Source organism: Quyinboa mangrovi (assembly GCF_042219825.1).
In the GTDB taxonomy this organism is placed as follows: domain Bacteria; phylum Bacteroidota; class Bacteroidia; order Bacteroidales; family UBA5342; genus JBHJHP01.
Map to the genome: position 1 here is coordinate 374,415 of NZ_JBHJHQ010000001.1, position 24,972 is coordinate 399,386.

The window sequence follows — 24,972 nt, forward strand, 5'->3', positions numbered from 1 at the left end:
GGTAACATTCGGTTTTAATATGAACCGGGGTGCGTCATGTTTAAAACCAGCCTATTGGGGTTTAACACCCTGCTTCGATAAACTCAGAACGTTCTTCCTTATATCAGATGGAACTGAAACCGCTGGGTTTGTTGGTTGATATAAAGAAATTGCTTGAAAATTTTCTTATGTTATATGAAAAAGTCAGTTGTCAAATTAAATATTCAAAAATAATACCTCAATCCAGTAGAAATATCAAATCTGAGCGGACTTTTAAATTCAGTATTAATAATATTTAGCAACTCACTATTTCCTGATTCAAACTGATATGAAAAACCTGAAATAAGTGATAGCTGAAAACCTAAATAAATATTTTGACAAATATGAAAATCATACCCTAAATCATAGGTTAATCCAAATGTATAACCTGTAATAGGGTAGTTTTCAATTATCACTCTCTCATTTGAGTACTCTATATAACCTATTGATACATTCGCTAAAATTATATTTTCATTGTGGTAGAATCTGGAAGAAATGGAAGGTCCTATAAAACTAATACTCAATTTATCACTTTTGTTACCGTAGTGTCTGTTTCCATCTTCATCGATAGAGACTATATTGTCCATTCTATTATGAGAATAAGATCGTAATAATTTAAATCCTATCCCTATATTTTTAGTCAAATAATAAGTAGCATCACCACTATAGTTAATACCGGACCTTAATGCATCGTAATAATTTTTATATTCAGTGGGTATATCAGAACTGGCTTTTGAAAAAATATATGCAAAGCCGCTATTAAGAGTTATTCTGCATCTTGTGGGTTCATAATGATTCTTTTTACAGGGAATAAGCTCATAGTCCGAATTATCACAAAGCTTAGTAGTGTCTATATTCTGAGAATAAGTAATCGTAATACAATTAATAAGTATGATTATAGTAACTATAATTTTCATAGTTGAATTTAAGTTTTATTACTTATGATTATAAAATGTTTACAAGAATTTCAACAGACAATTACACACATTTCATGAGCCTAAAGATATAAAATATTCTGAACCGTTAAACAAGCATGAACTGGATAGAGACTTCTATTTATAGCGTCTTGGGAAAAATTACGTTATGTTATAAGCACCAATTTGTAATAATATCAACCGGCAAATGTTTAATGGTGGATCACCTGGCACACATTCACCGGATGAAATTTGCAATACCGGTTATATTCATCCGGTGACATAGCTTTCCGCACTGTTTGACCCCATCCGGGGTCATACGATTGTAATCGAATTGATTTCTACAAACATAGGACTCCTTCCGGAGTCCAACTGTACCAACAGATTTTTAATGTGGGGCACCCCTATTTGTCACAACGAAGTTGTAGATAGAGAGGGGCAGTATATATGAGACGTTCAATTTAAAATGAACCGGGGTGAGTCATTTTTAGCACAGGTCTTTAGGGATTTAACACCCTCTTTCTCGTTACACTCAAAATTCACCCAGTTAATCCTTTTGATGCATCAAAAGGATTCAAAAATGCTTGCTGAAAAGAACCGCAATAAATTTACCGATACTTTTAGCATGGTGATTTCCTACACGCAATTCCGCACCCTTTCCAGCGGCCAGCGCACATTGTGTCAACGCGAATTGCCTCAGTCATCTCAATAGATTTATTGATATGGACAACCAATTTTTGTCACAACACAGTTGGGAAAGAGAGGGGCCGTATGAATGAAATATTCAATTTACTTTGAACCGGGGAGAGTCATTTTCTCCCATTCCTCCTGTGTAATCCGGTAAATATTCACCGGTAATCCGCGATAGGTGGTTTGTTTGGTAAGTCTCATATCATTTTTAAGGGCAACCTTCTCTGACCGGATGTTATCCACGTGAATAATGGAAATAAGAGAATCCCTGAAGTTATGTTCAAAGGCATAATCCCTACACAAGCGGGCGGCTTCAGTGGCATAACCTTTATTCCAGAATTCTGGTAAAAGGGAATAGCCGATCTCAAGTTCATCTTTACCATCAACTTCCTGCACCAGCAGGCCACACTGACCAACAAATCTGCCACTGCTTTTCTCAACCAGGACATTTAAGCCACCTGTATTGTTTTTGTATCTGCCTTCTACCTTGTTAAACCACGCTTCGCATTGTTCCTTTGGAGAACCAATATCCTGCATACCTAAATATGTTGCTGCATCCGGATGCTCAAAAAAGCTAAGCCAGGTATCAAAATCGCTGCGCTGCAGTAGTCTGAATTTTATTCGGTCGGTTTGCTGACCTTCAAGTAAATATTTCATTCACATTTTAATTAGAAAATTTCACACCATTTTTTGAGTTGTAGTGCAAGATCGTAGGTGAAAGCGCGAATTTCATCCCTTGCATTCTCCTTGTCTTCTTTTGACATGGCGCGCCAGGTTTCAATTTTGGCTGTTGGCGGCTCCCACATCGGAACCATTTCGGCACTTTCCAGAATATTGGCGCAATATTCAGCGGCTTCCAGAATGTCGTCAACCGAATGTTGTGAGAACCGGAATACTTCGGTTTCGCCACCAAGCATTTCCTGAACCAGTTTAATGGCCTTTTGGGCGTGTCCTTCCATATTCGGATTTACCTTAACGCTGGTATTTAAATCTCTTTTTCTGTAAAACCCATATAATGCAGCAATGGTGGCGGGATCACGAATGGTTCCGTCGGAATATACCAAGCCATGAATGGCTCCCCAGTACCCGTTAATTACCAGGTTAAAGACATACCAGCCCACATTATGTTCTTCGCAGATCTCAATAGCCATATCATAGGGATTGGAACGGCCAAGACATCCCATTTCGCTGTTGATTAGCGGTTTGTTGTATTTTTTTGAATATTCTTCTGCCAGAACATAGCTGGCTTCAATGCGCGAACGGGTTTCCAGATAATCGTGAAAGGAAATGACATCCACCAGATCATTTGTATTTTCACAAAATCTCGGATACATATGTCCGACAGTTATTGCGTTCTTTGGGTCAGTTTTCCTGACAAATCTGATAAAATGGCGTACAAAGTCCGTTATTTCATCCTCATGCTGCTTTTGGGTTTCTCCGGTACTTTTCAGGTAGTAATCGTTACAGTTTGGTTCATTCATGATGTCCCACATCAGGAGCCCTTCTTCGTCCTTTAAGGCATTAACAATAGCCGTGGCATATTCCTCACAGCCCTTTCGTGCCTCTTTTTTCAACATATCCGGGTTTAATCCGTTCCCGTTAAATAAAATAGGCATGACGCTTACACCGTGTTCATTGCAGGTACGCACATAGTTAACAAGTTTGTTGACATAAGCTTCAGGATCTCTTTCGTAGCCCCTTTGATTCAACCAGACGCGTGTGCTGTTTAACTGCAGCCTGTCCATGAAGCCTAAGTCCCTTTCCAGAATTTCCTGATCACCATAAATCCCGTGACAGACACCACGAATAAAACTGTAATCTTTTAAAGGTTCTTTGGCTGATAAGATGCTCATAAAGAGCAGAAAAGCGGAAGCAATAACAAAATACTTTTTCATTTTTTTGAGGTTAATTATGAATATTAGTCGTCAAGAGATGGTATGCCGATAAGACATAAAATTAGAAAATAATTTTATTAATCAGTACAACAAAAATGAAGGATCGGTTTTTAGTCACCGGGTGAATACTTATACGTTTTTAAATAATCACCCGGTGACTAAAAAAATGTACTAGGTTTAGAGACGTCTATTTATAGGGTCTTGATATAATTACATTTTAAATTTGGCCATCAATTTTATTAACATCAAAGCAGATACTGAACGCTTAGTGATCCTGCGTACAATAGACATATGAAATTTACAATACCGGCAAATTCATTCGGTGATAACCCGGCACGTAATGTTTGACTCCATCCGGAGTCACACGTTTGTAACGTCACTGATTGCTACAAATATAGGACTCCATTCGGAGTCCAACCGGTACTGACAGATTTATTAATTTGGACTATTCCTCTTTGTCACGATGCAGTCGTGAATGAGAACAGTGTATAGGTAACGTTCGGTTTTAATATGAACCGGGGGGAGTCGTTTTAAAACCATCCTATAGCGGTTTAACACCCTGCCTCGATAAACTCAGTAACCTACTTCCTCATTTCAGATGGAATTGAAGCCGTTGGGCTTGCTTGTTGGAGAGGAGGTCGTTCATAATGTATAAACCTTACTATTTCACCTGGCTTTTTATCTGTTTTATTTGTTCTTTTTGTTCGTTCATTATTTTAATGAAGGATTTTGGATCAACGCTCTCAGTTTTTTGATATTTCTCAACCATTTCAAGTGTTTTTAATGCTTTGACAACCGTAAGATAAGTATCCCAGGATTCCAGTAGTTGTTTTTTTTCATCCTGCAAATTTTTAAATCGATCCCGTTGTTTCTCAAAATTTTTCTTGCTGTTATAGACCTTTTTAAGCACCAAATCACAAATGACAGTGTCCTCATCTCTTACAAACTCCAACATATTTAAAACGGCTTGATAATAGTCGTTATTATTGCTCATATAAGCATTAATGAGAGCTTCAGGCTTTTCATATTCAGTTTGTAAAGATTGAAATGTTTGAATCATTTGATCAAGTTCTTCATCATTCTTAAGGTAATCTTCAAACAACTTGTCTATAATATTACTATTGTATTTCCCAAATCTTGAAAATGATTTTGCTTCCGCAATAAAACCTTCATCTTCAAAGGCTACGGGAATATCATTTTTAATTATGGTGGTTGAATCATTTATTTGTTGCACTTCATTCTTCGAGTTTTGCTTACCAGTACAAGAGATAATAGACAACAGAATAACGTAAAGTGCGGTAATTTTTAATTCGTTCATTTATTTATATTTAAGGTTTTAATGGTTGATTAGGTCAAATAACTTTACGAAAATACGTATTATTTATAATTTACAAAAGTAGTACATGGTATCGATTGTTTTTATATTTATAGCTCATATTATCAAGTGATTAAATTAATACTTGTATTCTAAATTAAAGAATAATTTCTAATTCCTCATTTGTAATTCCTAATTAATTTCTACTTTTGCGGCGATAGTGTGATGGGGGTGCCTTAATAATACGGGCTGAGATCAAACCCTTTGAACCTGATCCGGGTAGTGCCGGCGAAGGGAATCGGAGTAAACCCACATTTCACATAGTTTTTTATTAACTAAAAAATTGTGTTTTTCATGAAAAATTTATTGGCAATGGCCATCCTGCTTCTGACTTCGGTGGTGGTTTATGGTCAGACGAGTGTGTTTAACGGTAAGGTAGTAGACCAAAGCGGAGAACCTGTTTTGGGTGCGGCTGTTCAGATTGAAAACAGCAGGCTTGGAACGGTAGCAGACGAAAAGGGCGAGTTTTCCCTGAAGCTTTCGGAGCCCGGAACCTACACTTATCTGGTATCTTTTGTGGGATACGAAAAAGTGACCGGCACGGTCACACTTAAAGAGGGAGACAATCCCCGGGTGATGATTACCATGACATCTTCGCTGGTGACCATGGATGAGTTGCTGGTGACGGCCATTAAGGCTGGTAATTCCAGTCCGTTTGCGCACAGCAATGTGGATCAGCAGGAACTGGAGGAGAAGAATGTGGCAGCCGATATGCCAACCTTGCTTCAGATGCTGCCGTCCGTTGTGTCTACTTCGGAAAATGGAACCGGGTTTGGGTATTCCAGTTTCAGGATTCGCGGAACCGATATTTCCCGCATCAACGTTACGGTGAACGGTGTGCCGCTGAACGACAGTGAATCGCAGGGTGTGTTCTGGGTGAATATGCCGGATTTTGCGTCGTCTGTGCAGAACATTCAGGTGCAACGCGGTGTGGGAACCTCAACCAACGGTGCCGCTGCCTTTGGTGCATCGGTCAACTTTACCACCTTAGGGGTTGAACCGAAACCGTACTTTGAGTATCAGGGTATGGGCGGTTCGTTCAATACATTTAAAAATACGGTTATGGCGGGAACCGGACTCCTCAAGAACGGGTTCAATGTAGATGTGCGTTTCAGCAAATTAAATTCCGATGGTTATATTGAACGTGGATTTACAGATCATCAGTCTTTTTTTGCATCGGCAGGATGGCGGAATGACAAGACGCTGCTAAAAGCCATCGTACTGATCGGAGAGGAGCATACCGGTATTACCTGGTGGGGCGTGCCTTCCGATTCGCTGGCTACCAACCGTCGCTTTAATCCTGCAGGAGAGTACGTGGATGATGCCGGCAACATACAATATTACGATGGTCAGACCGATAATTACTGGCAGAACCATTACCAGCTGATGGGCAACCATGCCTTCAGTGAAAAACTCAGTCTGAATGCGGCGGTTCATCTGACGACAGGCAAAGGATACTACCAGCAGTATCAGGCTGGTGAAGATCTGGCAGATTACGGTTTTTCTGAGCTGAGCAGTTCTACCGATCTGATCCGTCAGAAGTGGCTCGATAACAGCTTCTACGGCGCCAATGCTTCGTTGATTTACCAGGGTAAAAAATCGCGCATGACCTTTGGTTCAGCCTACACCAACTACGATGGCGACCATTACGGACTGATAAAATGGCTGCGTGACGGCGATCAGGATGTGAACATGGAATGGTACCGCAATACCGGTCTTAAAAAGGATTTTAACGTGTTTGCCAAAGCTGAATATCAGCTTCTGGAGAATTTTTGGGTCTTTGAAGATCTGCAGTTGCGCAACATAAAATACGACATGGAAGGACCGGATGATGACCTCGTTTTGGTGGATCAGTCGCATAACTGGACCTTTTTTAATCCCAAGTTCGGATTGTCGTATAAACTCAACGATATCCGGTTTTACGGATCTTTTGCTACGGCGAACCGTGAACCGGCAAGAGCCGATCTGAAAGATGCTACCAAGGCCGGAGGTAACGATATTCCTACGCCGGAAAGGCTTTACGATACAGAGGCTGGAGCGGTATGGTCGTCGGAAAAGGCCGCGGCCAACGTCAACCTGTATTACATGAATTACAAGGATCAGCTGGTCAATACCGGTGAGCTGAACAGTGTGGGGTATCCCATTATGACCAACGTGGATAAGAGCTATCGTCTGGGCGTGGAACTGGGCTGGAAGATACAGCCGGTTAAGCAGTTGTCGTGGGAGGCCAATGCAACGCTCAGCCGGAATAAGATTATTGATTATGTGGAGTATGCTGAGGCTTACGATGCGGATTGGAATGAATTTATCCAGACAAGACAATTGGGTAATACCGATATTTCCTATTCTCCATCGGTAATTGCCGGTAGTGATTTAACGATCAATGCAGGTCAAAAAATTGCATTGCATCTGATCAATAAATACGTGGGCAAACAGTATTTTGACAATACCATGAGCGAGGACCGCGCTATTGATGCATATCATTTTATGAATGTCCGTTTGGATGTTGGTACTTTTGATGTATGGAAGATGAAACTGAGTGCACAGTTTCTGGTCAATAATGTGTACGATGCCATGTACAGCAATAATGCCTATGGTGGAAACTGGTATGAGCAGGGAACCGAATATACCTGGAAATACTATTTCCCACAGGCAGGCAGGAATTATGCAGCAAAATTGGTACTCAGGTTCTAGGTACGTCCTCCTTTTTCAAAAGGAGGTGGACTTCGCAAGAAGGCCGGAGGATTTAAAGTGACAGGTTACGGGTGACAGGTTACAATTGTTACAAGTAACTTGTCACGCGTCACTAAAACAATTGTTCATTCTTCACTTTTCGTTGTTCATTTATATTTCGTAATTCCTAATTCGTAATTGATTCTATGTTAGACTGGATCATAAAAAATTATGTAGAAATAACCGGTGCACTGCTTGGGATACTCTATCTCTGGTTTGAGATAAAACAAAATAAGCTGCTCTGGCCACTGGGAATTCTTACGTCTGCTTTTTACATCTTCATCTTTTTCAGTGCCAAGTTTTATGCGGATATGGGATTGAATGTGTATTATGTGGTCATCAGCATTTACGGGTGGTATTATTGGATGAAAGGAGGAAAGAGGAAAGAGAGTGAGGAACAGAGTGAGAATGAGGTAGTGAGTGAAGAGTTGCCGGTAAGCCGGATAACAACACGGCTGGCATTAACATTACTTGGCGTGACGATTCCTGTTTTTATTGTGATTGCTTATGTTTTGGTTTCCTGGACAGACTCACCGGTGCCTTACTGGGATGCCTTTACCACAGCGCTGAGCATTACCGCCACCTGGATGCTGGCGAGGAAAATTCTGGAGCAATGGCTGGTGTGGATCCTGGTGAATGCTGTATCTTTGGGGCTTTATATCTATAAAGGATTATATCCTACGGTGGTGCTCTTTTTCTTTTATACAGTGCTCGCCATAGTAGGCTATTATAGATGGCGTAGGGATTATGACAAACAGTTTGAACATGCAGCAGATTGAGGATTTAAAACCGGGTGTTCCGGTGATTCTGGCGGACGGATCGTTTCCGGAATCACAACGGGTACTGGAATATTTACATCAGGCATCAACCATTATATGTTGTGACGGTGCTACGGTAAAGTTGCTGGAACACGAGTTACAACCCGATTATATTGTGGGCGACATGGATTCGCTGCCGGAACAGTTCAAACGCCGCTTTGAATCCATCATCTCATCATCTGCCGATCAACTGACCAACGATCTTACAAAAGCCGTTAACAAAGCTCTGGAGCTGGGATTGGACAAGGTGGTGATACTGGGTGCCACCGGCTTACGGGAAGATCATACAATGGGGAACATCGGACTTCTGGCTGAACACGGACAAAAACTGCAACTACAGATGGTGTCGGATTACGGCATTTTTAATCCGGTTTATGAGACGACAATATTTGGTTCTTTCAAAGCGCAACAGGTCTCCTTATTCTCTGTCATGGGTAATCCTGCCATCACATTGCACGATCTTAAATATTCATTAAACGATTATGTGCTGAAAAATTTGTGGGAAGGCACCTTAAACGAAGCACTTGGAACCTCTTTTCGGATTGAATTTGCAGGCGGTGCTTTAGTAGTATTCAGGGCTTTTTAAATTTTTTCCCGCTGATTGCGCAGAATACCGCAGATAAATTACCATATTAATATTTCCCGCAAGTTGATAAGACAAAGGGTTTCCGGTTACTGAGTGCTCCGGTATCAAACCGGAAAGTATCGAAGTAACTATTCACGGCTAACGATTTGAAAAAGTTTCTCGCAGATATACGCTGATGTTTACGCTGATTACAGCGGACACAACTCCGAAGGAGTGTCAGTATGGTAGCAGAATGTATATGAAATGTAATTCATGTCCGCGCAGAATAAAGCAATTTCCGGTTGTTGTTCTTGTCGGCTATTGGATACGGTGGATCAATGCAAGGAAATTAAATATGTTTCGGGACCTACGGCCCTCTGTTTTAATTATGGTCTTCTTAGTCGAACATACTTTCGCCTCTCCGAGGCTAATTTTTACCACAGATGGCACAGATTATTGAATCCCGGTTACTGAGTGTTCCGGTATTAAATCAGAATGTATCGAAGTAACGATTCTAAAAGTTTCTCGCAGATGTACGCTGATGTTTACGCTGATTTCCGCGGACAAAACTCCGAAGGAGTGTCAGTATGGTAGCAAAATGTATATGAAATGTAAATCATGGCCGCGCAATATTATTGAATATCCCGCTATGGCACTTGTCGGCCACTGTACCATAGCTGATAAATCTTTAATTCATTATTTGTTTATGCTATCGATGTAGTTCAGGAATCCCCTCTTTGTCCTTTAGGATAGAGAGGGGCGGATATTGCGTTCTCTCTGACTGTCAGAACCGGGGTGAGTCAGGTTATTGTTTCTCGCAGATTTACGCAGACAAAACTCCTAATTCCAATATGATCCGAATCTTAATACCGTTTGTTCAGAAATTCCTCATTCCTAATTCGTAATTGACTATGCTGATCTTGCCCGGTTCAGAACAATATTTCCCAAGGCTTTCCAGAAATAGCTCCAGTCGGTTTTTAAAGGAGACTTTTGGTAGGCTTCAATGTAGCGTAATTCAGACTGCTGGATTTCTTCCAGGGTCTCTGGCATATCGGCGTAAAAGGGCGGAATCAGTCCTGGTTTTACGGTAGTGCGTTTTTCCTTTAATTCATCGGAATACAGACTGAAATAGTGTGCACTCAGTGGCCTTACACCCACAATTTTTAATTGCCCTCTAAGCAGGTTCAGGATCATCGGAAATTCATCCAGCCATACTTTACGCAAAAATTTACCCATCGGGCTCACACGGAAATCATCCTTTATCTTGCCACCTTCCTGCAGGTTGTTCAGGTTAAATATGTATTCCTGCAAAAATTCAGAGTAGGGATACATGGTTCTAAATTTATATACCCCAATGGTTTTACCATCTTTCCCCTGCCTGCGAAGACGGATCAGCGGACCATAGGAAGGATTGGAATTATTTTTAGGAGCACCTTTTTTATTCATGATCAGGTAGGAACGGCCCTCAATTTCCTTTTCACGTATCAGTTCAAACCCACTGTAATAAAGACGGCCAAGTATCTCTACATGCGTTAGTACGCGGTTATTGCCTCGCGTAATCAGGAAGTAAAGCCAGCGGGTTGCTTTTATTTTGGGAGCAACGCGTTTCAGAAGGTAATCCAATGATAAATAAATGTAATTAATAACCGGCGGATATTTGGCTATGAGCCGCCTTCTGCGCTCTTCTGCTGTTTCCGCATTCAATATGTAAGTTCCGCCCTCAATCAGGCGTTCATTAACCGTTCTGAAAAAGGTATTTAGGTGCCGCACATCATTAATGCGCTTAAGGTTAATAATGGCTTCGGCATTGTTTCGTTTAAGCTTTTGAATGTTAAATAGCGTGGTTGTTGAAAACAGTACTGTTTTTGGCGAATTCAGATCCACATATTTCACGATAAAATCATGAACTTCCTGCGATGAGGCCTCTATCAGCGTCTGATCCAGTTCCGAATCTTCATCAATCTCTTTAGCTTCAGCCTCTTCCTTTAACCTTTTTCGTTCCTTCCTGCTTTTTAATGGTTCAAGCAGCCTTCCCTCCGGTTCACCTTCGTAGTAGAATCCTTTTCGGTTCAACTTTAAATAATAGGTGTATATGGCGGCAAAGAACAGCTCCATGAGTGTAGCCATTCCAATGGTTCCGTAGACGATTAAACGGCTGAAATTATAGTACCCGAGGAAATAAATAGCGAAAGAAACGATACCTGTTATCACTGCATTGGATAGCAGGATCATGACAAGGTAGTCCTTGCGGCGTAGTTTTCGGATCAGAAAGTATTTACCTGTAACGAATGAAATTATACTCCAGATAACCAGGAAGACATAAAACGGATCAGAATACCGCGGAAGGTAGATTCTGACTGTTGCAGGTTTTAGTTTGGCAATGAAGAGGAATGCAATAACCAATATTAAAAGGTCAATTATCCAAAGTGCCCACCCTCTTCTGACTTGCTTTCTATTAGCTTTCGCCATTTTTTAGAAAATTATCACACAAAATTAATTATTATACCTTAACAAACGTAAATTCTTTATGCTTATTGAAGACATTTAAGTTTATGTTATTACTTAGTTTAAATTTAATTAATAATTAATTATTTTTAATTGTTGTTAATTGAACGTAACTAATTAAACAATAGGGGTATATGTGTACGTTTAACAGAATATCACATTTATTGCTTTAGAGTAATTATATAATTTTGTTACTTTGCAGCGATATTTTGGAACATGAAATTAGTAAAAACGGTAAGGGAACTGCGTTCCGTTATTGATGGCGCTGTACGCGTCGGTAAAAGTGTAGGTTTTGTGCCTACCATGGGGGCTTTACACAAGGGACATTTATCATTGGTTGAATGTAGCTTAAACGATTGCGGTTTTACAGTAGTAAGCATCTTTGTAAACCCGACCCAGTTTAACAATCCCGAAGATTTAAAGAAATATCCCCGCACTTTGGAAAACGATCTGAAGTTAATGGAACCTTTAGGGGTTGATCTGGTTTTTAATCCCGAAGCAGAGGAGATGTATCCTGAACCGGATACACGAAAATTCAACTTCGGATCTTTGGAGAGCGTAATGGAAGGTGCTCACCGGCCAGGTCATTTTAATGGAGTAGCACAGATAGTCAGCAAGTTGTTTGATGTAGTTCAACCTGATAAAGCTTATTTTGGTGAAAAGGATTTTCAGCAACTTGCCGTTATTAAGGCTATGGTGCGTGAGTACAACTATAAGGTGGAGATTGTCCCTTGTGCTATTGTAAGAGAAGCGGACGGACTCGCCATGAGTTCCAGAAATGTGCGACTGACAGGGCAACAACGAAAAAGCGCTGTCCGTATTTCGCAGGCATTGTTTAAATCCCGTCAAATGGCCAGTATAACGGATATTGATTCCGTTAAAAAATGGGTTAAGGATTATGTAAACGATGATCCGGAACTGGAAGTGGAATACTTTGAAATATCAGATGTAAATAACTTACAACCGGTCGCTTCGTGGCACGGACATGAGCAACTGATCGGCTGTATAGCAGTTTTTGCAGGCAAAATTCGTTTAATTGATAATATTATCTATTAACTTTGCGGTATGGGAATGAATGTCGAAGTAGTAAAATCAAAATTGCACAATGTATCGGTTACAGGTGCAAACCTGAACTACATTGGTAGCATTACGATAGATGAAGATTTGATGGATGCTGCGAACATCCTTACACACGAGAAAGTACAGGTGGTGAATAACACCAATGGCGAACGTTTTGAAACATATGTGATTAAAGGAGAACGCGGATCAGGTGAAATATGTCTGAATGGCGCTGCAGCCCGTAAAGTGGCTGTAGGAGATGTAATTATTATTATTACCTATGCATCAATGCCGTTCGAAGAGGCTAAAACACATGAGCCAATCTTTATTTTTCCTGACACGGCAACCAACAAACTCGTCGATTAGAAATTATTAGTACATAATTATATTGTGAACCGTTCTCAAAAGGAACGGTTTTTTTATCTTTACCCGTTGTAAACATTTTACCACCAAAATTTATGTCGTATGAACCAGACTGAACAGATCGTTTCAAAAATTCAAACCTGGGATCAGGCAAGGCAAACCGTTTCCGAATGGGAAGAAAAGGGTTTGAAAGTGGTCTTTTCAAACGGGTGTTTTGATCTGGTACATAAGGGACATGTGGATTACCTGGCCCGTGCCCGTGATTTGGGCGATAAACTGGTGATCGGACTGAATAGTGATGCTTCGGTGAGCCTTTTAAAAGGTAATGCAAGACCAGTGGTGGATCAGGATAGCCGGGCGTTTTTACTGGCAGGGTTCTCGTTTATCGATCTTGTGGTGATATTCGATGAAGATACACCGTATGAACTGGTAAAGTTGTTACAGCCGGATATACTGGTGAAAGGAAATGATTATAAACCAGAAGATATTGCCGGATACGATGTAGTGATGGCGAAAGGAGGTGAGGTGATTACAGTGGAACTGGTTGAGGGCTATTCCACCACTGCATTAATAGATCGCATAAAAAAAGCATTTTAAGATGGCCAAAACCAAAACCGTATATGTCTGCCAGAATTGTGGTGTGGATTCGCCAAAATGGATCGGAAAATGTCCGTCCTGCGGACAATGGAATACCTACGTGGAAGAGATTGTGACAAAAACGTCCGGTAGTGTTCATTCCGGGTTGGTTGAATCCAACTCAAAACCACTTTTAATTAGTGATATCAGAGCAGAAGATGCACCACGTATTGATACCGGAAGCAGCGAGCTGAACCGGGTGCTGGGAGGAGGTCTCGTTCCGGGATCTATGGTACTTATTGGTGGTGAACCGGGAATAGGCAAGTCAACCCTGGTATTGCAGGTAGCGTTGAACATTCCGAATAAAAAAATATTGTATGTATCCGGCGAAGAGTCGGCTCAGCAACTGAAATTAAGGGCACAGCGTCTGAAGGGCGGAACAGAGAACTGTTATGTGGTGAGCGAAACTTCGCTTGAAAAAGCCATCACACATATAAAGAATGTACAGCCGGATGTGCTTATTATCGATTCCATTCAAACCATTTCAACAGAGCGGGTGGAATCTTCTCCGGGGAGTGTGACCCAGGTGAGGGAATGTGCTTCCATGTTGCTCAGATACAGCAAGGAACAGAATCTTCCGGTGTTCCTTATCGGACATATTAATAAGGAGGGAAGTCTGGCCGGACCAAAGGTTCTGGAGCATATTGTGGATACCGTATTGCAGTTTGAAGGCGACAGGAATCACATGTACCGTATTTTACGTTCGGTTAAGAACAGGTTTGGAAGCACATCTGAACTGGGGATTTACGAAATGCAGCATACCGGTTTGCGTGAGGTGGAAAATCCGTCAGAATTTTTGTTGATGAATGAACACAAAGGGTTGAGTGGTGTGGCCATTGCCGCTGCAGTTGAGGGGATTCGGCCTTTGTTGATCGAGGTTCAGGGGCTTGTGAGTACGGCAGCTTACGGTACACCACAACGTTCGGCCACCGGTTTTGATACACGACGCCTGAATATGCTACTGGCGGTGATGGAGAAACGGGTGGGCTTTAAACTGGCTGCGAAGGATGTTTTTCTGAACATCGCCGGTGGTCTTAAAGTGGCTGATCCTGCCATTGATCTGGCAATTCTGGCTGCCATTGTATCTTCCAATATTGATATGGTCATTCAACCGGATGTATGTTTGACAGGTGAAATTGGGCTTTCCGGCGAAATCCGTCCTGTAGGCAGAATAGAGCAACGTATTCTGGAAGCAGAAAAACTGGGATTTACTAAGATTATTATTCCTAAAGGCAACCTGAAAAATGTATCTGTTAAAAAGTCAGGTATTGAAGTTTATGAAGCCGGAAGGGTGGAGGAAGCTTTAAAAACCATTCTGAAGAAATAGAATACCGCCAATTCTGAATTTTATCTGCAAAACTTTCTGCTTTACATGCTGATATAATTGGTGTATATTTGTATAGAACACAAATACTTACATCTCTTAAATCGCTGTATCATGAAATCCGGATTAAAACTTACCCATAAAATTTATGATCGAGAACTGGCTAAGTTGCAGGTTGAACTTGTAAAACTGCAGGAATGGGTTAAGCAGGAGGGACTGAAGATTGTGGTAATATTCGAAGGTCGTGATGCTGCCGGTAAAGGTGGTGCCATAAAACGCATTACCGAAAAACTGAATCCCCGTGTCTGCCGTGTGATTGCGCTTGGTATCCCTACAGAACGGGAAAAAACACAATGGTATTTCCAGCGTTATGTGCCACATCTGCCCGCAAAAGGAGAGATGGTTCTGTTTGACCGCAGTTGGTATAACCGGGCAGGAGTGGAGCATGTGATGGGTTTCTGTACAGACGATGAATACCAGGAGTTTTTACGCAGCTGCCCTGAATTTGAAAAAATGCTGGTGCGTTCAGGTATTATTCTTATTAAATACTGGTTCTCTGTGAGTGATGAAGAGCAGGAAAAAAGGTTTCAGGCACGCATTAAGGATCCAACCAAGCGCTGGAAGGTGAGTAAAATGGATTTTGAATCGCGTAAGCACTGGGTAGAGTATTCCATGGCCAAAGATAAAATGATGGATTATACTGATATTAAACAGGCACCATGGTATGTGATTCCTTCAGACAGCAAAAAACGTGCACGACTGAATTGCATTCACCACCTTCTGACCATGGTTCCTTATAAAAAAATAGAATATGAGGAGCTAACTCTGCCTCCCAAACAACAAAACAAATCCTATATCAGGCCTCCTATTGAGGAGCAAACCATTATTCCGGATTACATTGGTGAAATGCTGGAACGGGAGACACATGAAAAGCATGCTGAAAAGTCATGAAAAAGGACTGAAAACTTATTTCTCAACTATGGTTTGTTCGTTTGGTAATGATTCTAAGGTATAAACAGGATTTATTTTTTCTTTGTAGGTTATCGGAACATTGGGAACACCGTTATTGTCAATATCCGAAAAAGTTTCGCTAAAATGGATGACTGAAATCCACTCTTTACCTTCCTGTATGCCTGGTTTTACAGGATCAAAATCAATAACTGCTTCATACATCTGATCAATAGGGGTGCCATCAATATTTTTTGGTGTGATCTGTACCACTCCAAAGCTCATTTTCTTTACCATATTTACAAAGCTTAGCAAATATGAGTTGCCGACAAGGCCATATAATTTCCTTTCGTCATTCAAATCAACGGTCTTGAAAACACCCTCTTCGTTTCTGACTTCCAGGGTTTGTATCTGTTTTAAATAGAACTTTTCAGGATTATATGTCGCCCTTAAACCGGAATAGTACATGTACCGTGATGCTCCCGACTGATAGGCTATCAGCAGTACTTCCATAATTCTTTTTAGTTCCTTTCCGGTTAAAAATACCCTGGCCAATGGATAGCCCGGAACAGAGTCATTTCCGCTACCAAGCGATAATGTGCTGAATAGATCAGCTGTTGTGAGCAATCCTTTATTCCCTGGCAAGATATTCCCCCTTATCATACCTGCAGGAATCAGAGCAATATGCGTGTTACCTCCCTTCAGACGGTTTGTTTCGTTGAGTATGGCATCTGCAACAAATGGTCCCAGGTTACCTCCTTCCAGACTGTTGGACTTATTGAGTAACAAAGGAAAATCAGTTTCAAATATTTTCTGGTCATAGTTTAGTCCAAGCGGATTTAAAATGGTGTTTTTTATGAGTTCCTGCTGCTTGTTAATTGCCATTTGAATGGCACTGTCTCCTTTGATATTGTCATTTATTTCAGTCGGAGTAAAAACATATTCCGGGTTCGATTTAATATTAAAAACTTCAATCTTACCCACTGTTGAACCAAATGATCCGACCTGCGCGATATATGTTCCGTTAACATATAGAGGTTCTCTTAATTTGGTGTGGCTGTGACCACTTATTATCAGATTGATTTCAGGAACCTTTTGAGCCAGTTCCACGTCCTCTCCGGTCCAGTTACCGGCTTTATCCTGAGTAACGCCTGAGTGGGAGAGCGCAATAATGTAGTCAACATTTTGTGCTTTCAGTAACTTCACTTCCTGTTTTGCACATCTAATATAATTTTTGAAAGTAACAGGGAAGGCGCCGCCGGACGCTTTTTCTGCTTCTTTACCAAGCAGAGAGAATATACCTATTCTGACTCCGTTTTTTTCAATAATCCTATGTTTTGATATTACATCTTCTTTGTATAATTTTTCCAAAGAATTATCCTTGTCCAATGCTTTGCAGAAATGAATATTTGATAAAGTCAGATAAGGAATGGGACCGTTTTGTGTGCTTTTATGTATGATTTCTGAAAGTGTTTCAGGTCCGAAATCAAATTCATGGTTTCCCAAAGCAACAACATCGTAACCCATTTTTTTCATTAATGATAACTGAAAACCGGTTGTCGGTTCCAGATTATGAAACAGGGTTCCCATGAGAAAATCTCCCGCATCTACGGTCAGAACCTTGTCTTCATTTATCCTGCGTTCATTTTCAATAACAGAAGCTATTCGGGAAAAACCGCCAATAGTAGGATCATCATTAACGGTAAGAGGTGTATATTCTGACTCAGGAGAAAATCCATTCAAACGAGAATGCAGATCGTTGGTGTGCAGTATGACAAGATCCTGCGCCATTATGGGGGCGGCAAACAACAGGTATAATAATATTAACTTGCTAATATTCAAAACAGTGGTTAAAACGTTATGCGAATATAATAAAAAAGATGCTCCGTTTTAAGGAGCATCTTTCTTTTTCCTAAAATCTCTGAGTTATTGCATGAAGTGTAGTTTTTTTGAAAAAATAGCCGAATGACTCATCAGGATCAATACCAGTGTCTGTTCCTGAATTTTTGGGTCAATATCGATATGGTTTTGTGCTATGGTTCCTTTTTGAAGAAGGGAACCACCCAATGAGTACAACGAATAACTGGATCGGGAGTACTTATCATTCTGAATGATAATGCTCCTGTCAGTTAGATAGACTTGTTCATCCATTGTGGTATTATTTATAGTGATTGTGTTAGTAGTTAATGATTTGTCGAAAGTTTTTGTTTGTAAAGACCATCTGTTCAGAGAATCAATCCATGTTGATTGTTCTGTAATTAGCCTGATCCGGTCGGTATCTGGATATCTGACGGTCTTTGAATCTTTTTCCCAGTTTTGATCGTTAAATCTATAATTGATCTCTTCCGTAAAATTGCTGCCGTTTTGTTTTTTTACATACATTTTAACGCCACTCCAATCCATTCTATGCTTTTGCCAGTTCAATTCCTGTTGTAATGCAATGCGCCCATTTTCATCATAATCAGTGAAAATTTTTCTGTCCGGTTCAAAAACATCAGTGTGGCTGTAGTAAGTTTCCGTCACATCATGATTTTCTTCATTATACATGTATTCTGTTTTTCCCGTTAGTAGCCAGGTAGCACCTTCACTTTTACAGTACAACAACGCCTGAACCGGTTTGTCATAGCAATTAGTCCGGTATTCTTTTGTTACCAGTTCCAGATCAGAAGAATCAGGATTGATTTTATACGTGTAAACTGAATCTACGCCAAAATATACATCCCTGAAATATTCAATCTTTTCTGAACAAACCCAATCAGTGGTTTTTGAAGAGTAGAAATCTCGACTTTCCTTTGCAATATAGTCCTGTTCAAATATTTTTATTGTACGTGTGTCAGGGATCCAGGCTAAGCCGGACCATGTATATGCCAGTTCTGTTGTTGAAAAAAAATCAGATGTATATTTTACCTGAGTCTCATTATTCCATCTTTCTCCGTCAAACTTTTGTGTTATGATCCGGATTGTATCACTATCTTTTTTTCGCAAAGTTTTTGTCCAGGCCAATGAATCACCATTCGTATCATAGGCATATGTGATTGATGTGTCAGGTAATGTTAATATCGAATTGTTTTGTCCTGAAGTGGATGTAAACTCGGAGTGAGTCAAAATTATTAACAAAAAAATAAAATATTTCATCCTTGAATATGTCCTTTGAGTTAATATATAACACAAATATAACATATTAAGTTAAAATAATCAAATATTTAAAATAAAATATTAATATATTGTTAAATTTTGATGCTTTTGGGAAGTTGTTAGTTATTTTAGGATACAAAAAAAGCACGTTTTAAACGTGCTTTCGATACATATAAAAGTTTATGTTAACTTATTATTTTGCTCTTTCAACGTAAGCTCCGGTTGACGTGTCAATTTTAATTTTTTCGCCAATTTCAATAAACAACGGAACCATTACTTCTGCACCCGTTTCAATTGTAGCCGGCTTAAGAGTATTGGTAGCCGTATCTCCTTTTACGCCCGGTTCGGTATACGTAATCTCACAGATAATGTGCTGAGGCAGGTCAACCAGTAGTGGTGTGTCATTTTCAGCATGAAAAACAATTTCCACACTTTCACCTTCTTTCAGAAAGCCCGGATGTTCTATCTGGTTTTCATTAATGCTGATCTGGTCAAAAGTTTCGTTGTTCATAAAGTTGTATCCCAAATCATCTTTGTAAAGATACTGATACGAACGTCTTTCAATTCTTACGTCATTGATGTTATGACCGGCAGAAAACGTATTGTCAATTACTTTTCCGGTTATTACATTCTTTAATTTTGTTCTTACAAAAGCCGGTCCTTTACCGGGTTTAACATGCTGAAACTGGACTACCGTGTATAATCCTCCTTTAAAATCAATACAAAGTCCGTTTCGTATGTCTGATGTTGTAGCCATTTTAATTTTTCTTTTTTAATTTTTCGTCCGCAAAAATAAATATTTTGTTTATAAATGAAAGCATTATATACCTGAACTACCTGTAATTTTTAGGAAAATCGTCCAGTTTTACGGAGCCGTTACCAGGAAGAACTTCGTCCCAGTAGTCTACTTTAAAGTCAAGAACTACCATACCACAGGTTGGCATAATGTCATCATAACTGTCAGACATGGTACCCGTAACATCCGAAATCCATGGGTTGTGACCTACGATCATCAGTGATTTTACCGATTCCATTGTAGTAGAAATAATTTCCAGGATATCAGATGTTGTCACATCTTCATACAGATCGTCGTTCTTTTTAACCTTACCCGGATTAATGTTGAGCTTTTCAGCAAAGATTTGTGCTGTCTGAAAGGCTCTGTCAGCGGAACTTGAATAGATCAGATCAGGTCGTATGTAGGCTTTTAATAAAACTGTGGACATTATACCTGCATCGTTTTGTCCTTTGGAGGCTAATTGCCTTTCGAAATCATTTTTTTGGCCATCAAAGGTTTCTGCTTTAGCATGACGCACAAAAATCAATCGTTTCATTTTTAATAAGAATACTTGAATTTATTAATTAGACATAATTAGAATATACATGAGAAGCAAATGGATATGTGGTATCTTTTCATATGACAAATATTCACTTTTTTTTGAAATAATATGCAATTTTAGACAAAAAAAATTGGTGGCATGTAATTTGTCAAACTGAAACCGTTAATGACAAGAGATGAAGAAGATAGGTTTAATTTCAGATACTCATGGGGAAATCGATAATCATGTGTATGAAAATTTTAAAGGCTGTGATGAGATTTGGCATGCAGGCGATATTGGTTCATGGCAGGTAATAAGCGACCTTGAAACAATAGCTCCTGTCAAAGCGGTTCATGGAAATATTGATGGTTGGGAGTACAGGAAGAAATATCCGGAAATTCTTCGGTTCAAATGCGAAGACGTCAATGTATTAATGACGCACATTGGTGGATATCCGGGAAGATATGCTTCCGGAATGAAAACCATGTTTGCCGAATCTCCCGTAGATCTTTTTATTAGCGGTCATTCACATATACTTAAAGTCATGTATGATGACAAGTTCAACTTACTGCACATTAATCCGGGTGCTGCCGGGAATGTTGGACTTCATCAGGTTCGTACGCTGATTCGCTTTGTAATTGACGGTAAAAACATCAAAGACCTGGAGGTGATTGAAATGTGTAGAAGAGGATAATTAAATCGTATCTTTACATTAAAAGAAATATGAATAAAATTACATTATATCTGTTACTGCTTACAACAATGCTTTTTACAGCATGTGACAACACTGAGATCCTGATAACAGACCTTGAGGGTAGCTGGATTGTGAATGAGGTTGGCGGAAATTACGATGGTTATGCGTATGAGGTTACTGTTACGGTTGACCCCAATAATTCCAGCCGGATTCTGATCGCAAACTTTCTGAATACGGCAAATGATCCGGAAACGACAATTCAGAATTATATGCTTCAGGTACGGGTGGAGGGTAACCGGCTTATTGTGGATCCGCAACAGGTAGATGTAATTGAAGTTAAAAACAGTAGTGGTGTTGTCAGCGATAAAGACCAGTTTCGTCTGGATTACAGTTACAGCATGGATAATGGCAGTTATACGGCAACAGCATATTTTATCAGGAAATAGCAATGGAAGAAAAAAAAATATACGAGTTACATAAAAAGGCAGAAGCTTTTCTCAAAGAACGTCTGCTAAAGGATACCTTTGATATTATAGGTCAGATGCTGGAAGAATTGCAAACGGTGGATTTGAAGGATAGGCTGGAACAATATCAGACTACCTACAAGTTTATGTTGAAATATACCGTGGCCGGGGTAAAGGATCCGGAAAGGGACACCATTTATCACGATCTTATTACATCCGCTTTTCATCTGCTGGATGAGGTGACACAACAAATGCTTACCAAAAATTCTACAGCACTACCTTTTACTATTAAACGCTCATTCCCAGCTCCAAAGGCAGAACTGGTACGAGACCGAATTGAATCCGTGCAACGCTATTGTGATAAACTGGAACTGTCTGCCCTGGTTGAAACTGCCTCTGATGATTCAGTTGAAGGCGACAGGTTTCTGGAAGATCTTCAGTTCTTTTTTAATTATTTCTGGACAACTGATTTTTACAGCGAGCACATAACTCAGCATTTCAAAGAATTTGTGGAAATGGGTAACGGACCGGTTTATTCAAAGTCGTTGATGATTTCTGCATTAACACTGAGCTCCATGCGCTGCTTTGATCCGGAAAAATTAAAACTGCTGTTCGATTATTCGGTGCATACGAATGATGAGATCAGACAGAGGGCCATTTTCGGTGCATTGATTGTGCTTTATCTTTACGATGGCAGACTGCAGTTTTTCCCTGAAATTAATCACCGGCTGGAGCTGTTAAGCGAAGATAAACGCTTTGTGAAAAGTGTGGAGAAAATCGTTATTCAATTGATCCGGAGTAAGGAAACAGAAAAACTGACAAAGAAAATGCAGGAGGAGATTTTGCCGGAAATGGTTAAAATGAATCCGTATATCATGGATAAACTGAATCTGGATAACCTGCTGAAAGATGATATGACGGAAGATAAAAACCCGGATTGGCAACATATGTTCGACGATGTTCCGGGCCTGACCAACAAACTGGAAGAATTTTCAGAACTACAGATGGAAGGCGCAGATGTGTTCATGAGTACATTTGCCATGCTGAAAAGTTTTCCTTTTTTTAAACGCCTGATCAACTGGTTTATTCCATTCTCAGTACAGCACCCGGATCTGGTCAGATCGGCAGGTGATGACCTTAAATCAGATTTTATTATCGCCTTAAAAGATACGCGCTTTTTATGCAATTCGGACAAATATTCGTTTGTGCTCAGTGTGCAGCAGGTACCATCGTCTTACAAGGAGATGATGTCTAAAGCGCTGAATGCGGAACTGGGACAGTTTGATGAAAATGATAAGGACGAATCAGTGATTAATCCTGATCTGAATGCAGAAAAAGTCTCTAACCAGTATATTCAGGATCTGTACCGTTTTGTCAAACTTCATCCACAAAAGCGCGATTTTGGAGACCTTTTTAACTGGCGTCTGGATTTTCACAACAAGAAGTTTTTTGAAAAGATTATTGAAGATAAAAAACGGTGGCGCAATATAGGGGAATATTATTTTGCTAAAAACTATTTTGTGGAAGCGCTGGAAGTATTTGAAATTTTGCTTGAGGATGATCCTGAAAATGTTGAGATTCTGCAAAAAGCAGGTTATTCCATGCAACTGGCAGGCGATTATCAGGGAGCGCTTAAGTTTTATACCAAGGCGGACCTTATCCGGTCTCAGGAACTGTGGACTATAAAAAAGATTGCATATTGCTACCGGCAGTTAAATATGCCTGATAAAGCGCTTGAATATTACCGTCAGGCAGAGGTAATCGACGATGAGAACCTCAGCGTGCAGCTGTCTGTAGGACATTGTTTGCTGGATCAGAAGAAATTTGATGAGGCTTTGAAATACTACTTCAGGGTGGAATACCTGGATACAAAAAATACAAAGGTCTGGAAGCCCATTGCCTGGTGCTCCTTTGTGACAGGGAAACTGGATCAGGCTACAAAATATTACCAGAAAATTATTGACAACAAACCCGATATGCACGATTACATGAACCTTGGGCATGTTAAGTGGGTTGCGAAGGACAGACAAGGGGCCTTGAACATGTATAAACAAAGCGTGAATCTGTTCAGAGGAGACATGGAAAAGTTTATAAAGGTGTTTAACGTCGATAAAACGCTTTTGGTGGAGAAAGGTGTGGATCAAAATGAAATACCCATTATGCTGGACCGATTGCGTTACGATCTTGATCAGATTTAGATCGAACACCTGTCCTGCATAACGGGTAGAGTATGCTATAAGAATTGACTATTTTTCAGTTTTTTCTTCATATTTCTTAACCAGCCATGTCGTCAGATAATAACTGACTACAATCAGAACGGGCCAGGTCAGAAACCAAAATACTTCAGTTAACATAGTGTTTAATTTTTATGGTTATTAATATACATGACCTCCATCGTGGCTTTCAAGCTCTGTGGTGGTGATTTTTTCTTTGTTTATGGCTCTCCACGCATACCAGATATAAGCCAGTACAAATGGAACGAGGATTGAAACAATTGACATGGCTTTTAATGTAAACGGACTTGAAGAGGCATTATGAATGGTCAGTGAGCTCTGTAAAGAACTGAAAGACGGATAAAAGGCTGTATTGTTAAATCCTGCATCAAGCAAAAGTGTTACAACAGCCAGTACCGTGCCTATTCCTGTGAACCAGATTGCTCCATTCTTTTTATCTGTAAATAATGCCCTGAATAATCCAAACAGAACCAGGACAACGCCGATCAGGAAGAAAATTCCGACCAATGGCATCTGGATCATGTTATTGAAGTATTTGAACGACTGCATAAATACTTCACCCGTGTCAGGATTTACCGCATAACCATCTCTGAGGAATAACCAGATTACAAACGTGAGAAAGGTTACAAGAAAGCCAATTGTATTAGGCAATATCCGTTTTTGTGCTCTTGCGATAAAAGTTTCATCGCTGATGGAATTAATGAAATACAGTAACCCATTCACGCGGGCCAGAAAAAATACAGCTAAGCCAAGCGAGAGATTATGAATGTTAAATGCTGCTTCCACGCCTCTTAGCGGACCTTCCCATATCACAGATTTGGTTTCTGTGATGCTGAATGCAGAACCTGTGAATAAGGTAGCTACAGCAGTTCCCAGTAATATGGTTCCCAAAGCGCCATTCAGGAATAAGAATACGTCAAAAGTCTTTTGACCAAGAAAATTATTGGGCTTTGAACGGAATTCATATGAAATGGCCTGAATAATGAAGGCAAAAAGTATCAAAATCCAAACCCAGTATGCGCCACCGAAGCTGGTAGAATAAAAGAGTGGGAAAGAGGCAAAAAATGCACCTCCAAACGTTACCAGCGTGGTAAAGGTAAATTCCCACTTACGGCCAAGCGAATTGGCTATCAATGCTTTTTCCTGGTTATTTTTGGCCAGTGACAGAATAAATGTCTGGCCACCCTGAACGAAAAGCAGAAATACGAGTAATCCACCTAAAAGGGCATCCACAAAAAACCAGTAGTGTTGAAATATATTATATGTACTTTGTTCCATGATATTCA

Annotated in this window: 21 protein-coding genes and 1 riboswitch; of the genes, 11 read left to right on the forward strand and 10 right to left on the reverse strand. The window is 40.0% G+C overall.

Annotation, left to right across the window (positions count from 1 at the left end; translation table 11 throughout):
* Positions 1 to 203: 203 nt before the first annotated feature.
* The 4 genes from ACE1ET_RS01535 to ACE1ET_RS01550 all read right to left on the reverse strand — a co-directional run bounded on the left by ACE1ET_RS01535 (position 204) and on the right by ACE1ET_RS01550 (position 4,835).
* Complete coding sequence (locus ACE1ET_RS01535) at positions 204 to 935, reverse strand: hypothetical protein (RefSeq protein ID WP_375726594.1); 732 nt, start codon at positions 933 to 935, stop codon at positions 204 to 206.
* A gap of 786 nt (positions 936 to 1,721) precedes the next feature.
* The gene (locus ACE1ET_RS01540; protein WP_375726595.1) at positions 1,722 to 2,279 is read right to left on the reverse strand and encodes a GNAT family N-acetyltransferase; all 558 of its coding nucleotides are present in this window, start codon (positions 2,277 to 2,279) and stop codon (positions 1,722 to 1,724) included.
* Positions 2,280 to 2,290: 11 nt separating this feature from the next.
* Positions 2,291 to 3,517, reverse strand: a complete 1,227-nt coding sequence (locus ACE1ET_RS01545; RefSeq protein WP_375726596.1) for a cellulase family glycosylhydrolase — start codon at positions 3,515 to 3,517, stop codon at positions 2,291 to 2,293.
* Between the two features lie 661 nt (positions 3,518 to 4,178).
* Positions 4,179 to 4,835: a hypothetical protein gene (locus ACE1ET_RS01550; protein WP_375726597.1), complete on the reverse strand. Its 657-nt coding sequence runs from the start codon at positions 4,833 to 4,835 to the stop codon at positions 4,179 to 4,181.
* Between the two features lie 214 nt (positions 4,836 to 5,049).
* Positions 5,050 to 5,146, forward strand: a riboswitch (TPP riboswitch).
* A 40-nt stretch (positions 5,147 to 5,186) separates the two neighbouring features.
* Between ACE1ET_RS01550 and ACE1ET_RS01555 the strand changes: the two genes are divergently transcribed.
* The 3 genes from ACE1ET_RS01555 (at position 5,187) to ACE1ET_RS01565 (ending at position 9,029) form a co-directional block, all read left to right on the forward strand.
* On the forward strand, positions 5,187 to 7,586 hold the full coding sequence (locus ACE1ET_RS01555) for a TonB-dependent receptor (RefSeq protein WP_375726598.1): 2,400 nt from the start codon (positions 5,187 to 5,189) through the stop codon (positions 7,584 to 7,586).
* A 185-nt stretch (positions 7,587 to 7,771) separates the two neighbouring features.
* A complete protein-coding gene (pnuC, locus tag ACE1ET_RS01560) occupies positions 7,772 to 8,404 on the forward strand; it encodes a nicotinamide riboside transporter PnuC (RefSeq protein WP_375726599.1) in 633 nt (210 codons plus the stop codon).
* Positions 8,391 to 9,029 carry a thiamine diphosphokinase gene (locus tag ACE1ET_RS01565; protein WP_375726600.1) on the forward strand — a complete coding sequence of 213 codons (639 nt, stop codon included), beginning with the start codon at positions 8,391 to 8,393 and terminating at the stop codon, positions 9,027 to 9,029. The genes pnuC and ACE1ET_RS01565 overlap by 14 nt, the downstream gene beginning before the upstream one ends.
* A gap of 888 nt (positions 9,030 to 9,917) precedes the next feature.
* Here ACE1ET_RS01565 and ACE1ET_RS01570 read toward each other — a convergent pair.
* Positions 9,918 to 11,477: a sugar transferase gene (locus ACE1ET_RS01570; RefSeq protein WP_375726601.1), complete on the reverse strand. Its 1,560-nt coding sequence runs from the start codon at positions 11,475 to 11,477 to the stop codon at positions 9,918 to 9,920.
* A 252-nt stretch (positions 11,478 to 11,729) separates the two neighbouring features.
* Here ACE1ET_RS01570 and panC point away from each other — a divergent pair, with 252 nt between their 5' ends.
* The 5 genes from panC to ppk2 all read left to right on the forward strand — a co-directional run bounded on the left by panC (position 11,730) and on the right by ppk2 (position 15,846).
* Positions 11,730 to 12,569 (forward strand): pantoate--beta-alanine ligase, encoded by an 840-nt coding sequence (gene panC, locus ACE1ET_RS01575; RefSeq protein WP_375726602.1) that lies wholly within the window; start codon positions 11,730 to 11,732, stop codon positions 12,567 to 12,569.
* A 9-nt stretch (positions 12,570 to 12,578) separates the two neighbouring features.
* Positions 12,579 to 12,938 (forward strand): aspartate 1-decarboxylase, encoded by a 360-nt coding sequence (panD, locus tag ACE1ET_RS01580; RefSeq protein WP_438826943.1) that lies wholly within the window; start codon positions 12,579 to 12,581, stop codon positions 12,936 to 12,938.
* Between the two features lie 99 nt (positions 12,939 to 13,037).
* Entirely contained in the window at positions 13,038 to 13,532 is a 495-nt protein-coding gene (rfaE2, locus tag ACE1ET_RS01585) for a D-glycero-beta-D-manno-heptose 1-phosphate adenylyltransferase (RefSeq protein ID WP_375726603.1), read from the forward strand.
* Between the two features lies 1 nt (position 13,533).
* A complete protein-coding gene (gene radA / locus ACE1ET_RS01590) occupies positions 13,534 to 14,898 on the forward strand; it encodes a DNA repair protein RadA (RefSeq protein ID WP_375726604.1) in 1,365 nt (454 codons plus the stop codon).
* A 111-nt stretch (positions 14,899 to 15,009) separates the two neighbouring features.
* On the forward strand, positions 15,010 to 15,846 hold the full coding sequence (gene ppk2, locus ACE1ET_RS01595; protein ID WP_375726605.1) for a polyphosphate kinase 2: 837 nt from the start codon (positions 15,010 to 15,012) through the stop codon (positions 15,844 to 15,846).
* Between the two features lie 15 nt (positions 15,847 to 15,861).
* Here ppk2 and ACE1ET_RS01600 read toward each other — a convergent pair whose 3' ends face one another.
* The 4 genes from ACE1ET_RS01600 to ACE1ET_RS01615 all read right to left on the reverse strand — a co-directional run bounded on the left by ACE1ET_RS01600 (position 15,862) and on the right by ACE1ET_RS01615 (position 20,309).
* A complete protein-coding gene (locus ACE1ET_RS01600) occupies positions 15,862 to 17,685 on the reverse strand; it encodes a bifunctional metallophosphatase/5'-nucleotidase (RefSeq protein ID WP_375726606.1) in 1,824 nt (607 codons plus the stop codon).
* Between the two features lie 84 nt (positions 17,686 to 17,769).
* Positions 17,770 to 18,978, reverse strand: coding sequence for a hypothetical protein (locus tag ACE1ET_RS01605; RefSeq protein ID WP_375726607.1), 1,209 nt, complete (start codon positions 18,976 to 18,978; stop codon positions 17,770 to 17,772).
* A gap of 193 nt (positions 18,979 to 19,171) precedes the next feature.
* Positions 19,172 to 19,735 (reverse strand): elongation factor P, encoded by a 564-nt coding sequence (efp, locus tag ACE1ET_RS01610; RefSeq protein ID WP_375726608.1) that lies wholly within the window; start codon positions 19,733 to 19,735, stop codon positions 19,172 to 19,174.
* Between the two features lie 76 nt (positions 19,736 to 19,811).
* Positions 19,812 to 20,309, reverse strand: coding sequence for a SixA phosphatase family protein (locus ACE1ET_RS01615; protein WP_375726609.1), 498 nt, complete (start codon positions 20,307 to 20,309; stop codon positions 19,812 to 19,814).
* A gap of 181 nt (positions 20,310 to 20,490) precedes the next feature.
* Here ACE1ET_RS01615 and ACE1ET_RS01620 point away from each other — a divergent pair, with 181 nt between their 5' ends.
* From ACE1ET_RS01620 to ACE1ET_RS01630, 3 genes are read left to right on the forward strand one after another with little or no spacing between them, the layout of a single operon-like run.
* Positions 20,491 to 20,988 (forward strand): metallophosphoesterase family protein, encoded by a 498-nt coding sequence (locus ACE1ET_RS01620; RefSeq protein WP_375726610.1) that lies wholly within the window; start codon positions 20,491 to 20,493, stop codon positions 20,986 to 20,988.
* Between the two features lie 29 nt (positions 20,989 to 21,017).
* Positions 21,018 to 21,434, forward strand: coding sequence for a hypothetical protein (locus ACE1ET_RS01625; RefSeq protein WP_375726611.1), 417 nt, complete (start codon positions 21,018 to 21,020; stop codon positions 21,432 to 21,434).
* Between the two features lie 2 nt (positions 21,435 to 21,436).
* Positions 21,437 to 23,650, forward strand: a complete 2,214-nt coding sequence (locus ACE1ET_RS01630) for a tetratricopeptide repeat protein (protein WP_375726612.1) — start codon at positions 21,437 to 21,439, stop codon at positions 23,648 to 23,650.
* A gap of 177 nt (positions 23,651 to 23,827) precedes the next feature.
* On the opposite strand, the gene cydB is transcribed toward ACE1ET_RS01630, so the two are convergent.
* A complete protein-coding gene (cydB, locus tag ACE1ET_RS01635) occupies positions 23,828 to 24,964 on the reverse strand; it encodes a cytochrome d ubiquinol oxidase subunit II (protein WP_375726613.1) in 1,137 nt (378 codons plus the stop codon).
* Positions 24,965 to 24,972 lie beyond the last annotated feature (8 nt).

What these genes read in the sequence shown, in the direction of transcription:
- ACE1ET_RS01535 (WP_375726594.1), bottom strand. Translation starts at nt 935, where the DNA reads ATGAAAATTATAGTTACTATAATCATACTTATTAATTGTATTACGATT.
- ACE1ET_RS01540 (WP_375726595.1), bottom strand. Translation starts at nt 2,279, where the DNA reads ATGAAATATTTACTTGAAGGTCAGCAAACCGACCGAATAAAATTCAGA.
- ACE1ET_RS01545 (WP_375726596.1), bottom strand. Translation starts at nt 3,517, where the DNA reads ATGAAAAAGTATTTTGTTATTGCTTCCGCTTTTCTGCTCTTTATGAGC.
- ACE1ET_RS01550 (WP_375726597.1), bottom strand. Translation starts at nt 4,835, where the DNA reads ATGAACGAATTAAAAATTACCGCACTTTACGTTATTCTGTTGTCTATT.
- ACE1ET_RS01555 (WP_375726598.1), top strand. Translation starts at nt 5,187, where the DNA reads ATGAAAAATTTATTGGCAATGGCCATCCTGCTTCTGACTTCGGTGGTG.
- pnuC (WP_375726599.1), top strand. Translation starts at nt 7,772, where the DNA reads ATGTTAGACTGGATCATAAAAAATTATGTAGAAATAACCGGTGCACTG.
- ACE1ET_RS01565 (WP_375726600.1), top strand. Translation starts at nt 8,391, where the DNA reads ATGCAGCAGATTGAGGATTTAAAACCGGGTGTTCCGGTGATTCTGGCG.
- ACE1ET_RS01570 (WP_375726601.1), bottom strand. Translation starts at nt 11,477, where the DNA reads ATGGCGAAAGCTAATAGAAAGCAAGTCAGAAGAGGGTGGGCACTTTGG.
- panC (WP_375726602.1), top strand. Translation starts at nt 11,730, where the DNA reads ATGAAATTAGTAAAAACGGTAAGGGAACTGCGTTCCGTTATTGATGGC.
- panD (WP_438826943.1), top strand. Translation starts at nt 12,579, where the DNA reads ATGGGAATGAATGTCGAAGTAGTAAAATCAAAATTGCACAATGTATCG.
- rfaE2 (WP_375726603.1), top strand. Translation starts at nt 13,038, where the DNA reads ATGAACCAGACTGAACAGATCGTTTCAAAAATTCAAACCTGGGATCAG.
- radA (WP_375726604.1), top strand. Translation starts at nt 13,534, where the DNA reads ATGGCCAAAACCAAAACCGTATATGTCTGCCAGAATTGTGGTGTGGAT.
- ppk2 (WP_375726605.1), top strand. Translation starts at nt 15,010, where the DNA reads ATGAAATCCGGATTAAAACTTACCCATAAAATTTATGATCGAGAACTG.
- ACE1ET_RS01605 (WP_375726607.1), bottom strand. Translation starts at nt 18,978, where the DNA reads ATGAAATATTTTATTTTTTTGTTAATAATTTTGACTCACTCCGAGTTT.
- efp (WP_375726608.1), bottom strand. Translation starts at nt 19,735, where the DNA reads ATGGCTACAACATCAGACATACGAAACGGACTTTGTATTGATTTTAAA.
- ACE1ET_RS01615 (WP_375726609.1), bottom strand. Translation starts at nt 20,309, where the DNA reads ATGAAACGATTGATTTTTGTGCGTCATGCTAAAGCAGAAACCTTTGAT.
- ACE1ET_RS01620 (WP_375726610.1), top strand. Translation starts at nt 20,491, where the DNA reads ATGAAGAAGATAGGTTTAATTTCAGATACTCATGGGGAAATCGATAAT.
- ACE1ET_RS01625 (WP_375726611.1), top strand. Translation starts at nt 21,018, where the DNA reads ATGAATAAAATTACATTATATCTGTTACTGCTTACAACAATGCTTTTT.
- ACE1ET_RS01630 (WP_375726612.1), top strand. Translation starts at nt 21,437, where the DNA reads ATGGAAGAAAAAAAAATATACGAGTTACATAAAAAGGCAGAAGCTTTT.
- cydB (WP_375726613.1), bottom strand. Translation starts at nt 24,964, where the DNA reads ATGGAACAAAGTACATATAATATATTTCAACACTACTGGTTTTTTGTG.